Origin of the sequence: Nocardia carnea, assembly GCF_029868855.1 — a bacterium.
In the GTDB taxonomy this organism is placed as follows: domain Bacteria; phylum Actinomycetota; class Actinomycetes; order Mycobacteriales; family Mycobacteriaceae; genus Nocardia; species Nocardia carnea_A.
In genome coordinates this window covers 26,949-40,244 of record NZ_JARWOV010000194.1, presented here as the reverse complement: position 1 = coordinate 40,244, position 13,296 = coordinate 26,949, and the positions used below count along the sequence as shown (strand labels likewise).

Here is a 13,296-nt window from a genome sequence, read left to right as displayed (position 1 = left end):
CGGGAGGTGTGCGCGGAGAAGCCGCGGCGGATGTGGGCGAGGACGCGCAATCGAAGACAAACGGTGCCGCCGGGCCGGCCCCGGGCGGGAGCCGGGCGCGGTTCCGCGAGCGCACGAGATGGCCGGCTGTGAGTGTGGCGGTTTCGGTGGGCTTCGTTGTGCTCGTGCTCGGCTGGGCGCTGGTGCCGGGGCTGTTCACCGATCGCGATCCGCTGATCGGGGTGCCGAGCGAGAAATTCCAGGGTCCTGGCCTCGACCATTGGTTCGGGACCGACAACCTGGGCCGCGACCTCTACACCCGCGTGGTGCACGCGGCGGCGCTGTCGTTGACCGCGACGGTGCTCGCGGTCGCGATCGGCCTGGTGGCCGGTTCGCTTCTCGGTCTGCTCTCGGGTGCGGTGGGTGGCGTCGTCGACAGTGCGTTGATGCGCGGTGTGGATGTTCTGCTGTCCATTCCGGAACTCCTGCTGTCGCTGGCTCTGGTGACCGTTCTCGGGTTCGGTACCGGCAATGTGGCACTCGCGGTGGGTCTCGCGCTCGTCGCGCGGTTCGCCCGAGTGATGCGCGCGGAGGTGCTCCGGGTGCGCCGGGCCGCCTATGTGGAGGCCGCGTATGCCTCGGGTGTGCGCTGGTACGTCGTGCTGGTACGGCACGTGCTGCGCAATGCCTACGCACCGGTGGCGGCGCTGGCCGCCGTGGAATTCGGGCTTGCGGTGCTCGCCGTGTCCTCGCTGAGTTTCCTCGGATACGGTGCCGCGCCACCGACTCCGGAGTGGGGCTCGCTGATCTCGGAAGGACGCAACTATCTGGCCACCGCGTGGTGGCTCACCACCCTGCCCGGTCTCGTGATCGTCGCGCTGGTGCTCGCAACCCAGCGCCTGGGCCGGGCTCTCGCCCAGGAGGGACTGCGATGAACCGAGACGACAACCGCCGGACCACGAGCACGGCCGCCGAGCCGGTGGCCGGAGCGCTGCACGAAACCGGCGATCGGTACGCGCACAGCGATACAGCACCCGATCCGGCGCCGGACCCGATTATTACGGCGGTGCGCCGGACGACCGGCTTCCTCCGGGAAGGATGGTCGTTCACCACCCGGTTGGCCGAACGGATGCCGCGCGCGTACTTCGCCGGATGGTCACTGTGACAGGAGCGGCCGTGCTCGCCGGAAACGGGATCGGTGCCGTGGCCGGGGACGCGGTCCTGCGGGTGCGAGATCTGCGGGTGGACTATCGCACCGGCCGCACCGTCACCACGGCGGTCGACGGTGTGTCGCTCACGATCCACCGCGGGGAAACCGTCGCGCTCGTCGGGGAGTCGGGGTCCGGGAAATCCAGTCTGGCCCACGCGGTGATCGGTCTGCTGAGTGGCGGGGGAGCGATTACGGCGGGCACCGTCACATTCGGTGGCCGTCGGTTGGACCGGCTGACGCAGCGGGCGTGGCGGCGGGTGCGCGGTGCCGAAATCGGGCTCGTTCCCCAAGATCCGGCAGTATCGCTGAATCCGGTGCTGCGGATCGGCGATCAGGTCGGCGAGACATTGCGGATCCACGGGCGCGCGGACCGGCGCACGGCCTGGGCGGAGGCGGTCCGCATCCTGGACGAGGCCGGTATCGACCGGCCCGAACTGCGCGCCGGGCAGTTTCCGCAGGATCTTTCGGGCGGTCAGCGTCAGCGCGTGCTGATCGGGATCGCGCTGGCCTGCGGGCCGCGCCTCGTCATCGCCGATGAACCGACCAGCGCACTCGATGTCACCGTGCAGCGGCGCATCCTGGACCACCTGGCGGGCCGTACCGCCGAATCGGGGACGGCGGTACTGTTGATCACCCACGATCTCGGTGTCGCCGCCGACCGCGCCGATCGGATCGTGGTACTGCGCCACGGCCGGATCGTGGAGAGCGGCGCGGTCGCCGAGGTGCTCACCGAACCCCGCCACGAGTACACGCGCCGCTTGCTCGACGCGGCGTCGGGTGCGCGCCGCCCCGAGCGGGCCACCCGTCCGCGCGCGGCCACACCGCTGCTGTCGGCCCAGAACCTGCACAAGACTTTTCCCATCGGCCGCGGTGCCGGTCTTACGGCCGTCGACGATGTCGCCCTGACGATCGATCGCGGGGAAACGCTGGCCCTCGTCGGGGAATCCGGCTCGGGCAAATCCACGACCGCGCGGATCATCGCCCGGCTCGAGGCGCCCGATCGCGGCACCGTCGCATTCGACGGCACCGATATCGGCACGCTGCGCGGTGCGCGGCTGCGGGAATGGCGGCGACGCGTCCAGATCGTGTACCAGAACCCCTACGGCTCGTTGAATCCGAAGCTCACCGTCGAACGGATCATCGCCGAGCCGCTGCAGGCGTTCGGTATCGGCTCCCCGGCGACACGCCGGGAGCAGGTCATCGAACTACTGGACCGGGTGGCCCTCCCGAGTTCCAGTGCGCGGCGACGGCCTGCGGAATTGTCGGGTGGACAGCGGCAGCGGGTGGCCATCGCCCGCGCGCTGGCGCTCCGCCCGGACCTGGTCGTTCTCGACGAACCCGTATCCGCCCTGGATGTTTCGGTCCAGGAACAGATCCTGGCGCTGCTCGGCGAACTGCAAACCGACCTGGCGCTGAGCTATCTGTTCATCTCCCACGACCTGGCCGTGGTGCGCGACGTCAGTGACCGTGTCGCCGTGATGCGTGCCGGGCGCATCGTCGAAACGGGGTGTACCGCAGCGGTGTTCGAGGCACCGCGGCACGAGTACACCCGTGAGCTGTTGCGCGCGATTCCCGGCGCCGCGCGCCGCCACCAGCAGAACGAAAGGACCGCGTGATGCCGCCCGCCGCATCGCTGCTGCTCGCCGTCGAACTGGACGGCACCGGCGTGCACCCCGCATCCTGGCGGCGCCCGGATTCGCGGGCCGAGGACCTGTTCACCGCCGATTTCTGGGTGGATGCGGTCACCGCCGCCGAACGGGCCGGGCTCGACCTGGTATTCCTGCCGGATTCCTTCGCACTGCAATCCGGAGGCGCGCGCGGCCGGCTCGACGCGGTCGGGATCGCCGCGCGAGTCGCGCCGGCGACCACCCGCATCGGCCTGATCCCGCAGGGACCTGTCACCCATACCGAACCGTTCCATCTGTCCAAGGCTGTCGCCAGCCTGGACTACGCCTCGTCCGGCCGGGCGGGCTGGGAGGTGACCGTCTCGCCCGGCGCCGAACAGGCCCGGCTGTTCGGGCGCAAACCGGAACAGCCGGACAGCGCGCTCTGGCACGAAGCGGACGAGGCGATCGAGGTGGTCACCCGGCTGTGGGACAGCTGGGAGGACGACGCGGAGATCCGCGATACGCAGACCGGCCGGTTCATCGACCGCGACAGATTGCACTACATCGACTTCACCGGCGACAACTTCTCGGTGAAGGGCCCCTCGATCACCCCGCGACCGCCCCAGGGCCAGCCGTTGATCGCGATCCGGGCGGACGGCCCGCACGCCACCCGCGTGGCCGTGCACCGGGCTGATCTGCTCCGCATCTCCGCGCCGGATCTCGCGACGGCCGCCGAGACCAGGTCGGTGTTACGGGCGGCAACCGCCGCCGCGGGCCGGGATCCGGACCTGGTCCGGATATTGCTCGATATCGAGGTGCATCTCGCCGCGTCGGACCACGCGGCGGCACAGGAGGTAACGCAATTGGATTCCTGGACCATCGGCCCGGCCCCGGCCTCGCTGCGCCATATCGGCACCCCGGTCTCGCTGGGTGAACTCGTCGCGCAGGCCCACCGCGAATGCGCTGCCGATGGGGTGGTCCTGAAGCCGCTGGCACAGGCTGCGTTGCTGGACCGCATCCCCGCCCCGCTGCCGACTCTGCGCGGCCGTCTGGGGTTGCCGCGGCCACTGAACCGTTATGCGACCGAAGGGGCATGATCGTGTCGACAGGCGTGACCGGCAGACAAATCCATCTCGCGGCCCATTTCCCCGGCGTCAACAACACCACCGTATGGAACGATCCCGAATCCGGTAGCCAGATCGATTTCGGCTCGTTCGTCCACCTGGCCCGCACGGCCGAGCGTGGACTGTTCGATTTCTTCTTCCTCGCCGAAGGACTGCGGTTGCGCGAACATCGCGGCCGGATCCACGACTTGGACGTCGTCGGCCGGCCCGACACCTTCACAGTGCTCAACGCGCTCGCCGGGGTGACCACGCGGCTGGGCCTGGCAGGCACCATCAACACCACCTTCAACGAACCGTTCGAACTGGCGAAACAGTTCGCCACACTGGATCACCTCTCGGGCGGCCGGGCCGCCTGGAATGCCGTGACCTCGTCGGATGCATTCACCGGGGAGAACTTCCGCCGCGGCGGCTATCTCGACCATTCCCGGCGCTATACGCGTGCCGCCGAGGTCGTCGCCGCCACCCGCACGCTCTGGGAAAGCTGGCCCGGCGACGCACTGGTGGTCGATCGCGACCGCGGTGTCTTCACCCGGCCGCTTCCCGAGGTCCGCTACCGGAGCGAACAATTCGATATCCACGGCACCTTCGTCCTGCCGCGCAGCCCCCAGGGCTATCCCGTACAACTCCAGGCCGGTGACTCCGAGGAGGGCCGGGAATTCGGCGCCGCCACCGCGGACGCGATCTTCAGCCGGCACGGGGAACTCGAAGCGGGACAACAGTTCTACACCGATATGAAGAAACGGCTCGCCAAGTACGGCCGCGACCCCGGCGACCTGCTGATCCTGCCCGCCGCCACCTTCGTGATCGGCGACAGCGCCGCCGACGCCGAGGCACGGGCCCGGGAGATCCGGTCGAAGCAGGTGAGCCCGCAGACCGCGATCTCCTTCCTCGAACAGGTGTGGGGTCGCGACCTCTCCGCCTACGATCCCGACGGGCCCCTGCCGGAGCTCGAACCGCTCGACGATGTGACCATCACCCGCGGCCGGGTCCGGCACACCAGAGATCCCAAAGCTCTGGCGCGCCAGTGGCGGGCACGCGCCGATGCGGAGAAACTGAGTATCCGCGAACTCGTCATCGAGGTCACCGCCCGCCAGCAGTTCGTCGGCACACCCGCCGCCATCGCGGCGGAGATCGACCGCTACGTACAGGCAGACGCGGCCGACGGATTCATCCTCGTACCGCACCTCACTCCCGCCGGCCTGGACGAATTCGTCGACAAGGTGGTGCCGGAACTACAGGACCGCGGTAGCTTTCGCACCGAATACCAGGGAACGACGCTGCGCGAACATCTGGGCATACGCCATCCGCACGGCGCCGGAGAGCAGGTGCGCGCATCATGACCACACCCTTGTCGGTCCTGGATCTTTCTCCTATCAGCACGGGGTCGGATGCGCGGCAGGCGATTCGCAACACCATCGATCTCGCCCGGCACGCCGAAGCCTGGGGATACCGGCGGTATTGGGTCGCCGAACATCACTTCGTAGCGGTGGCTTCGTCGGCGCCGATCGAATTGATCGCGCTCATCGCCGCCGCCACCGACACCATCCGGGTCGGCTCCGCCGCTGTCCAGGCGGGTTATCGGACCGCGGCGTCGGTGGTGGAGGCCTTCGGCACAGTCGATGCGCTGTACCCGGGCCGGCTGGATCTCGGGCTGGGGCGTTCGGCGCATCGCCTTCCGCAACTGCGCGCCCCGGGAACTCCGCCGCCCCCGCTCTTGCCACGGCCGACCGTGGTGCGTGACGGGGTGGTCGTACCGCCCGCGTTCGCACCCACGCAGATCCGGGATACGAGCCGGCTCGCGGCCTCGCTCGAGGCGCTCCGGCTGCCCGGTGCCGAACCGCCGGACTACGCCGAGCAGGTCGCGGAGATCCGTGCCCTGCTCGCCGGGACGTACACGACCGCCGACGGAATCCACCTGCGGGCGGTACCGGGGGAGGGAGCCGATGTGCAGGTGTGGCTGTTCGGCAGCAGCGGTGGGGAGAGTGCGCAGCTGGCAGGCCGCCTCGGGCTGCCGTTCGTCGCCAACTACCACGTGTCACCGGGGACGATCCTGGAAACCGTGGCCGGCTATCGCGCGGCGTTCCGGCCGTCGGAGCAGTTCCCGGAGCCCTATCTGGTGGTTTCGGCCGATGTGGTCGTTGCGGAGGAGGAAGCGCGGGCCCGTCATCTCGCGTCCACCTACGGGCACTGGGTGGCCAGTATCCGCAGCGGCGCGGGAGCGACCGAATATCCGGACCCCGATACCGCGCCGCCACTGACCGATTACCAGCGCCGGCTGGTGGACGACCGGGTGAACACCCAGTTCGTCGGAACGCCGGCCGCCGTGGCCGCGCGACTGTCGGCACTACAGCGGCTGACCGCCGCCGACGAGCTGGTGATCACGAGCGTCACCCACCGGCATGAGGACCGGTTGACCTCACACCGTCTGCTCGCCCGGGAATGGGGACTCGCGGGTACCCGCGCTGCGTGACCGGGCCAGGGGTAGCGGATCGCCACATCGGCGCGCACGGCGACAGTTGCCGATCCCGCGTGAGCTTCCGGAGCCGTGGTGGCGGACACCTCCAGTGCACCCGGAGTTCGGTCCGACCTCACAGCGGAGTGCGCCGGCGCCCGCGGTGCTCGCGCAAACGGCCGCGGAATTGTCGGCGCCCGGCCGCTGAGACTGCCGCGGGCGCCCGCCCGGCGCGAACTCGATGTCCGGGTGCGGGCGAGGATCGAGCCGGGAGCTGTCACCGGGACGGGTAGGTCCGCTGCCGGCGCACTCAGGGGACCGGGATATCGACCTCGGTCGGGTCGTCGGATACGCCGAGCGCGGCCAGCAAGCGTTCGCGGTGGTGGGCGAAGGCGGGGTCGGCGTGGGTGCGCGGCCGGGGCGCGTCGACGGATACATCGACGGCGATCCGGCCTTCGTCGAGCACGAGCACCCGGTCGGCGAGCAGGACGGCCTCGTCGACATCGTGGGTGACGAGCAGGACCGCCGGCCGGTGCCGGGCGCACAGGTTCTGTAGCAGCCGGTGCATCCGGATCCGGGTGAGTGCGTCCAGGGCGCCGAACGGTTCGTCGGCCAGCAGTAGCGCCGGCTCGCGCACCAGCGAGCGCGCCAGCGCCACCCGCTGCTGCTCGCCGCCGGAAAGTTCCCGGGGCCAAGCCTTTTCGCGACCGGCGAGACCGACCTCCGCGAGGGCGTCGCGACCGCGGCGCGCGGCGCCCGGACCGGTGAGACCGAGGATGACATTGTCGAGCACCGCGAGCCACGGCAGCAGCCGCGAATCCTGGAACACCACCGAGCGTTCCCGGGGTACCGACAGTTCGCCGCCGCCCGCCACATCCTGGTCGAGTTCGCCCAGCGCGCGTAACAGGGTGCTCTTCCCGGACCCGCTGCGACCCAGCAGCGCCACGAACTCCCCGCGGGCGATATCGAGATCCACTCCGTTCAAGACGATCCGCTCGCCGAAACCGCGCGTGAGGTCGCGGACCCGGACGGTCAATCCGCCAGTGTCTGCCGCCATGCCAGCGCCTTCCTCTCCAGAGCCCGGACGGCGAGATCTCCGAACAGGCCGAGCAGTCCGTAGATCACGAGCCCGACCACGATCACGTCGATCTGGCCGTAGGTGCGTGCCTGCGTCATCAGATAGCCGATACCGCTGGTCGCGTTGACCTGTTCGACCACCACGAGGGCCAGCCAGGATATGGTCACCGCCAGCCGCAGGCCGGTGAAGAAACCCGGTAGCGAACCGGGCAGCGCGACTCGGCGAACGAATCCCCAGCGCGAAAGTCCCACGGTCTGCGCCAGTTCCACATAGCGGGCGTCGACGCCGCGGAGCTGGGCATGAGTATTGATATAGACGGGGACCAGCACACTGGCGGTGATCACGATGAGTTTCATCTCCTCGCCGATTCCGAACCAGACGATGAACAACGGGATCAACGCGAGCGTCGGAATGGAACGTTTGATCTGTACCGGGCCGTCGACCACGGCCTCACCCAGGCGGCTCAGACCCGCGATCAGCGCGAGGACCAGCCCGATCGATACCCCCAGCGCGAGACCGAGTGCCGCGCGCTGCAGTGAGGTGAGCAGGTTGGACTGCAGAGTACCCTCGGCGATCAGCTCGCCCGCCGTCCGCGCCACCTCCCACGGCGCCGGCAGAATCTCCGGGTCGAGAGCACCGGATACCGAACCGAGAACCCAGGCGATGACCAGCAGCGCCGGACCGAGCGCGAATCCGAACGGGATCGGCCGGCCCGGGCCGAGCCTGGCCCGGCCGGAGCGCCGGGCCGGACGCGAGGCGGTGGCGGCGGGCCGGTCCGCCACCCGTGCCTCCGCGGAGATATCGAGAGTGGCCACTACCGTTTCTCCTGTTCGAATCGGGCGCCGACCGCGGGGACGGTCTGGCTGATCACCTCGTCGAAACGCAGATCGAATCCGTCTGCGGCCTCGACCTTGCGGGGTAGTTCGCCGGCTGCGTCGATCACATCGATCGTGTCCTGCTGCCGTTCGATCAGCTGCTGGTCCAGATGCGGGAAGGTGAATTCCCCGAGCGAATCGACGATGCGGCCGGCGTCCTCGGCGCTGAGCTTCTGGTTTTCGATGTAATAGATCCGGGCCCATTCGTCGCGATGGGTGTTGGTCCAGTGGAATGCCCGGACGAACGCCGCGGTCAGTGCGCGCAGTGCGGCGGACTTCGCCGGATCCTGCGTGGCCTCGCGCCGGGCGTAGAGGTAGCCCAGGCCGTAGTAGATGTCGTGGGTCTCCGCGTCCGGGATCACCGTCGCACCCGGGGTTCGCAGGAAACGGGTGAGCCGGGGTTCGTTCAGCGGGGCGATATCGACCTGTCCGGTGCGCACGGCGTCGTTGAAATCGGCCAGCTGCAACCGGACGAGTTCGACATCGGAGGTGGTGAGACCGGCGCGGTTCAGTGCCCGCAGAACCGCCGCCTGCTGTGCGGTCCCTTCGGCGTAGGCGATCTTCTTCCCGCGCAGGTCGGTCAGCGTCGTGGCGGTGACCCCGGGTGCGACCGCGAGTTTGATCCCGAGCGGATCGGTCTGGTAGGCCGCGATGATCGGTACATCCTGGCCGGCGGCCAGGGCGTGGATCGGCGGCACATCGCCCACCGGCGCGACGTCGGCGGCGCCCGCACGGAATGCCTCCAGGATTTCCGGGCCGCCGATGAAATTGGCGAATTCCACCTTGAAGGGCAGTTTTTCGAGCTCCCCGGATGCCCGTAGCGCGGTCTGGAATCGCTCCTGCTGGTCGGCGACCACCAGGGTGGTGCCGGGTGGGACCTCGGTGGGCAACGGTGTGTCGGCCGGAGCACCACCGGGCTTGTCGCCGGCTGCGCATCCGGACAGGGTGAGACCGGCCGCGGCGACGGCAAGGATCATCGCGACCGATCGGTGCCGAAAACGCGCGGCCAGAGAACGAGGCTGGGGCATAGCCGAATTGAAACAACAGGCGTGTGCGGGCGGAATGATTTACACGGGAGTGATCCGAACTGTTGTGCCCTGGGCCGCGCGGGTGCGAGCCGGTCTAGGCGGACTTCTCCTCCGCGATCTGAATGAGGTTGCCGCAGGTGTCGTCGAATACGGCGGTGATCACCGTTCCGTAATCGACCGGTTCCTGGGTGAATTTCACCCCGAGTGCGCGCAACCGGTCGTATTCCGACTGCAGGTCGGTGACGGCGAACGAGGTGAAAGGTATCCCGTCCTCGACCAGGGCCTGCTTGTACACCTTGGCCGCGGGATGGCCGGTGGGTTCGAGCAGTAGTTCGACGCCGTCGGGATCCAGCGGCGACACCACGGTCAGCCAGGAGGCATCACCGAGCGGGATATCGGTTTTCTTCTGGAATCCGAGTACCTCGGTGTAGAAACGCAAAGCTTTGTTCTGATCGTCGACGTAGACGCTCGTGACGTTGATTCGCAACATTATTCCTCCAGCCAGCGGTCGGTGAGATGGCGCAGTGGGCTGCGCTCGAGATGATGGAATTTGTGCCGCCCGTCGCGATGTGTGCGGATCAGTCCCGCGGCGGCCAGCAGGTCGAGATGCTGGGAGATCGCCTGCCGCGTGGAGGACAGGCCGTGTTTCATGGTGAGCCGTCCGCACAGCTCGAACAAGGTCTGCCCGTCGTGGTCGGCCAGTTCGTCGAGAATTGCCCGCCGGGTCGGATCGGCGAGGGCTTTGAAGATCGGTCCGTGATCGGCGTGCACACCTCGACTATAGGCAAGTGTTTACTTGCATATCAAGTCCGGCGGTCGACCCGCGTGTTTCCGTGCCGACCGCCGGCGCGAGAGGGTGGCAGCAGCCGGGGCCATGCGGCGTTCGGCTCGGGCACTCCGATCAGCGCCGGCTCCGGTGGGCGCGCGGCGCTGCTGTGGTCGGTCGGGGACCTGGCCTCAGGTTCCTGGCCGGAGCCGGCCACCATGGGGGAGAACCCAGGATGCACCGAGGACGACACCGGTGCCCGGGTCGGTGACATCCGCCGTGTAGAACCACTCCATGCGCACCTGCCCTACGGCGATATCGACCACGCCGTAACCGTGCGAATCGAGTTCGGTGTAGCGGATATGCGGGTTGAGTGTCCGGACTGAGTTCTCCAGCGCGACCGTCCCGGTACGCGGCGGGCCGGGTAGCAGATCGCCGATCCCGAGCGAGGTCACCGAGGGAACCACGAACTCCGCTCCCGCGGTGGGCCCATGCGGATAGGCCGCCGCGTCCAGTGGGACATCCGCCGCCCACGAACTGTGGATATCGCCGGTGAGGTAGACGATATTCGTCGAGCCGCGGTCGGTGAGGGCCGTCAGCAGCCGTCGCCGGTCGGCCGTGTAACCGTCCCACTGGTCGGTGTTGGGTGCCAGGCCCTCCCGCGGGATTCCCAGAATCTCGGTCACCGCGGCCGTCGTCGCCGGATCCATGGGCGGGAATGCCAGCGGCGAGATCATCACCGAGTTACCCACCAACTGCCAGCGCGCCGACCCCGACGTCAGCCCCGCCGTGAGCCAATCCATCTGCGCCGCACCGGCGATACTGCGGTCCGGGTCGTCGCTGTCGCGGGAGCCGAGCCGGGGCGCGGCATCACGATAGCTACGCAGATCCAGCATGGACAGTTCGGCGAGAGTGCCGAACCGCAATCGGCGGTAGATCCGAGGTGCCGCGGCCGTGCCCTCGGCGCGTACCGGCATCCATTCCAGATACGCGCGCACCGAGGCGGCCCGGCGGGCCGGCCAATCGCCCTCGGTACCCGGATCGTGATTCTCCGCGCCACCGGACCAGGAATTATTCGCCGATTCGTGGTCGTCCCAGGTGCATATGAACGGCAGGCGGGCGTGCAATGTCATGAGGTCGGGATCGGTTTTGTACTGACCGTGCCGGACCCGGTAATCGGCGAGTGTGACGATCTCGTGCACCGGGTCGTGTCGCCGGATGGGCCCGGCACGGCCACCGTACGACTCCGCCGCGTACTCGTAGAGGTAGTCGCCGAGGTGGATCACGGCGTCGAGATCGTCGCGGCTGCTCAGGTGGCGGTAGGCGGCGAAGTAACCGGCTTCCCAGTTGGAGCACGAGACCACGCCGAAGCGCAGTCGCGTGGGATCCGCCGCGGGGGCGGGCGCGGTGCGTGTGCGGCCTACCACCGAAGTCTCGCCGAGGGCCGTGAACCGATACCAGTAGTCCCGCGCGGGCGCGAGACTTCGCACATCGACCTTCACCGTGTGGTCGCTCTCCGCGGTGGCGTTCGTGCTTCCCGAGGCCACGATCTCGGTGAACGCCTCGTCCGCGGCCACCTCCCAGCGCACGGTGGCCGGGTCACCGGCACCGGATCCGGGCGCCGCATCCGGACCGACGGTCACCCGGGTCCACAGGATCACCCCGTCGGGCAGCGGATCGCCCGAGGCGACGCCGTGACCGAAGACCGGTACAGCCGCCCGGGCCGCGGGCGCGGCCAGCACGCCCGCGGCCGCGACGGCCCCTGCTCCGGCCTGCAGCAATGCCCGGCGACCCAGCGCGCCCCGGCCGGTGGCCGTCGAAACGATCCTGTTTCCGCTCACGTGCACCGATCACAGCGGACGGCGCGCGAATCGGCAAATCGGAGCGGGTCGGGTGGCCCGGTCCAGGTCGTGGCGGATCCACGGGCCGAACCGCGGCCGGGCAGCCGATCCGCGCAGTCACGAACAGTGGCAGTCGCGAACGCAGGCGAGCAGCCGGGTGGCGTCGGGGCCGGGGTGTATCGGCGTGGATGCGGCCGGCGAAAACCACGCAATCAGCGGTGCGCGTCGCGGATTCCCCGGTCTCGCGCGTGTTTGGGCTTGCGCCGGTAGCTCTTGCCCGAGGGGATGGGTTGTGCGGCACCGGATCGGCGGAGTTGCTGGCGCCGGCGCCAGCCGGTGAGGTCGGGGCGTTCGGGTTTATCAGGGGCAGGCATTGTTGCTCCGGTCGGTGGGTGGGCGCGGTCGGTCGGTCGTCCGGTACTCGTTCACGGCACGAATGATCGCGCGTGGACAGCAATTGCGCCCGCGAATATTTCGCCCCGCAGGTCAGGGTGGTCAGAACGGTGTGAGTGGCCGGCAGGGGTCCGCCGGTGGGCGGGCACCGCTGAGGAACGAACCAGGGGAGACGCCCATCAGGGACCGGAATTCGGCGGTCATATGCGAATGGTCGTAGTAACCGGTGTGCACGGCGAGCTGCGACCACGGTGAGCTGCCGGCCCGGGTGAGCACCCGGCGGACCCGTTCAATCCGCGCATAGTGCTTGGGAGAGACGCCGATTCCGGCGATGAACAGGTTGCGGAGCTGGCGTTCGCTGACGGCGAGTGAATTCGCGAGCACGGGAACTGTTCGATCCGCGACCTGCGCCGATACGGTGTCGACTGCCCGGTGGAGCAGTCCGCGGTGTGACCGTTGCGTCGGGTTTTCGCGAACGACGTGCGGTAATCGCTGCTCCAAGTAAGGGAACAGCTCGTCGGGACGCAGTTCGGTCAGTTCGGCGGCCATCTCGGCGGCCGGGCCGGGGAGCTCGGCGAGCCGGACCACCCGGTCGGTGAGATCGACGGCCCGGACGCCGAGCAAGATGGGGGTGGCGCCGGCCGCGAGCCGCAGCCGCAGGCAGCCCAGGGGTTTGTCCGCCTCGGCATACGAGGCTTTGGTTCTGGGACCGAGGACCAGGGCGTCCCGTGGACCGTGATCCTCGGTGCGTAGCACGATCATGGTCGTGGCCTGGGGGAGATGGGCGAACGGTCCGGACAGCTCACGCACTGCCGGGATCCGTCCGAGCTCGGTGATCCATGGCCGCAAAGAGTCCGGCGCGGGTACCACCGTCGCTGACAGATCGGTGTTCACGGACGGCCAGACCGTCTCCAGGGTGTTCACCTGCTCGACTGTATGCAGC

At 68.9% G+C, this 13,296-nt stretch carries 14 protein-coding genes; 6 read left to right on the top strand and 8 right to left on the bottom strand.

Annotated features, from left to right (window positions below):
• Positions 1 to 32 precede the first annotated feature (32 nt).
• The 6 genes from QH195_RS17885 to QH195_RS17860 are packed head-to-tail and all read left to right on the top strand — an operon-like array spanning position 33 to position 6,390.
• The gene (locus tag QH195_RS17885) at positions 33 to 914 is read left to right on the top strand and encodes an ABC transporter permease (RefSeq protein ID WP_432278264.1); all 882 of its coding nucleotides are present in this window, start codon (positions 33 to 35) and stop codon (positions 912 to 914) included.
• Positions 911 to 1,144: a hypothetical protein gene (locus QH195_RS17880; RefSeq protein WP_280436238.1), complete on the top strand. Its 234-nt coding sequence runs from the start codon at positions 911 to 913 to the stop codon at positions 1,142 to 1,144. Before QH195_RS17885 ends, QH195_RS17880 begins: the two co-directional genes overlap by 4 nt.
• On the top strand, positions 1,132 to 2,805 hold the full coding sequence (locus QH195_RS17875; protein ID WP_280436237.1) for an ABC transporter ATP-binding protein: 1,674 nt from the start codon (positions 1,132 to 1,134) through the stop codon (positions 2,803 to 2,805). Before QH195_RS17880 ends, QH195_RS17875 begins: the two co-directional genes overlap by 13 nt.
• On the top strand, positions 2,805 to 3,893 hold the full coding sequence (locus QH195_RS17870; protein ID WP_280436236.1) for an LLM class flavin-dependent oxidoreductase: 1,089 nt from the start codon (positions 2,805 to 2,807) through the stop codon (positions 3,891 to 3,893). The genes QH195_RS17875 and QH195_RS17870 overlap by 1 nt, the downstream gene beginning before the upstream one ends.
• Positions 3,890 to 5,260 (top strand): NtaA/DmoA family FMN-dependent monooxygenase, encoded by a 1,371-nt coding sequence (locus QH195_RS17865; protein ID WP_432278262.1) that lies wholly within the window; start codon positions 3,890 to 3,892, stop codon positions 5,258 to 5,260. The genes QH195_RS17870 and QH195_RS17865 overlap by 4 nt, the downstream gene beginning before the upstream one ends.
• Positions 5,257 to 6,390: an LLM class flavin-dependent oxidoreductase gene (locus QH195_RS17860; protein WP_280436234.1), complete on the top strand. Its 1,134-nt coding sequence runs from the start codon at positions 5,257 to 5,259 to the stop codon at positions 6,388 to 6,390. Before QH195_RS17865 ends, QH195_RS17860 begins: the two co-directional genes overlap by 4 nt.
• Positions 6,391 to 6,682: 292 nt before the next feature.
• Here QH195_RS17860 and QH195_RS17855 read toward each other — a convergent pair whose 3' ends face one another.
• The 8 genes from QH195_RS17855 to QH195_RS17820 form a co-directional block, all read right to left on the bottom strand.
• Positions 6,683 to 7,429, bottom strand: coding sequence for an ABC transporter ATP-binding protein (locus tag QH195_RS17855; RefSeq protein ID WP_280425646.1), 747 nt, complete (start codon positions 7,427 to 7,429; stop codon positions 6,683 to 6,685).
• The gene (locus QH195_RS17850; RefSeq protein WP_432278263.1) at positions 7,405 to 8,265 is read right to left on the bottom strand and encodes an ABC transporter permease; all 861 of its coding nucleotides are present in this window, start codon (positions 8,263 to 8,265) and stop codon (positions 7,405 to 7,407) included. The genes QH195_RS17855 and QH195_RS17850 overlap by 25 nt, the downstream gene beginning before the upstream one ends.
• Positions 8,265 to 9,353, bottom strand: a complete 1,089-nt coding sequence (locus QH195_RS17845) for an ABC transporter substrate-binding protein (protein ID WP_280436233.1) — start codon at positions 9,351 to 9,353, stop codon at positions 8,265 to 8,267. Before QH195_RS17845 ends, QH195_RS17850 begins: the two co-directional genes overlap by 1 nt.
• Positions 9,354 to 9,447: 94 nt before the next feature.
• The gene (locus tag QH195_RS17840) at positions 9,448 to 9,840 is read right to left on the bottom strand and encodes a VOC family protein (protein ID WP_280425648.1); all 393 of its coding nucleotides are present in this window, start codon (positions 9,838 to 9,840) and stop codon (positions 9,448 to 9,450) included.
• A gap of 2 nt (positions 9,841 to 9,842) precedes the next feature.
• Positions 9,843 to 10,124 carry an ArsR/SmtB family transcription factor gene (locus QH195_RS17835; RefSeq protein WP_280425649.1) on the bottom strand — a complete coding sequence of 94 codons (282 nt, stop codon included), beginning with the start codon at positions 10,122 to 10,124 and terminating at the stop codon, positions 9,843 to 9,845.
• Positions 10,125 to 10,310: 186 nt separating this feature from the next.
• The gene (locus tag QH195_RS17830) at positions 10,311 to 11,960 is read right to left on the bottom strand and encodes an alkaline phosphatase D family protein (protein ID WP_280436232.1); all 1,650 of its coding nucleotides are present in this window, start codon (positions 11,958 to 11,960) and stop codon (positions 10,311 to 10,313) included.
• Positions 11,961 to 12,172: 212 nt separating this feature from the next.
• Positions 12,173 to 12,334 (bottom strand): hypothetical protein, encoded by a 162-nt coding sequence (locus QH195_RS17825; RefSeq protein ID WP_280436231.1) that lies wholly within the window; start codon positions 12,332 to 12,334, stop codon positions 12,173 to 12,175.
• Positions 12,335 to 12,455: 121 nt separating this feature from the next.
• Positions 12,456 to 13,277, bottom strand: a complete 822-nt coding sequence (locus QH195_RS17820; RefSeq protein WP_280425652.1) for a helix-turn-helix domain-containing protein — start codon at positions 13,275 to 13,277, stop codon at positions 12,456 to 12,458.
• Positions 13,278 to 13,296: the final 19 nt, after the last annotated feature.

Excerpts from the sequence above, each read along its gene's own strand:
- QH195_RS17880 (WP_280436238.1), top strand. The coding sequence starts at position 911 with ATGAACCGAGACGACAACCGCCGGACCACGAGCACGGCCGCCGAGCCG.
- QH195_RS17875 (WP_280436237.1), top strand. The coding sequence starts at position 1,132 with ATGGTCACTGTGACAGGAGCGGCCGTGCTCGCCGGAAACGGGATCGGT.
- QH195_RS17870 (WP_280436236.1), top strand. The coding sequence starts at position 2,805 with ATGCCGCCCGCCGCATCGCTGCTGCTCGCCGTCGAACTGGACGGCACC.
- QH195_RS17865 (WP_432278262.1), top strand. The coding sequence starts at position 3,890 with ATGATCGTGTCGACAGGCGTGACCGGCAGACAAATCCATCTCGCGGCC.
- QH195_RS17860 (WP_280436234.1), top strand. The coding sequence starts at position 5,257 with ATGACCACACCCTTGTCGGTCCTGGATCTTTCTCCTATCAGCACGGGG.
- QH195_RS17855 (WP_280425646.1), bottom strand. The coding sequence starts at position 7,429 with ATGGCGGCAGACACTGGCGGATTGACCGTCCGGGTCCGCGACCTCACG.
- QH195_RS17845 (WP_280436233.1), bottom strand. The coding sequence starts at position 9,353 with ATGCCCCAGCCTCGTTCTCTGGCCGCGCGTTTTCGGCACCGATCGGTC.
- QH195_RS17825 (WP_280436231.1), bottom strand. The coding sequence starts at position 12,334 with ATGCCTGCCCCTGATAAACCCGAACGCCCCGACCTCACCGGCTGGCGC.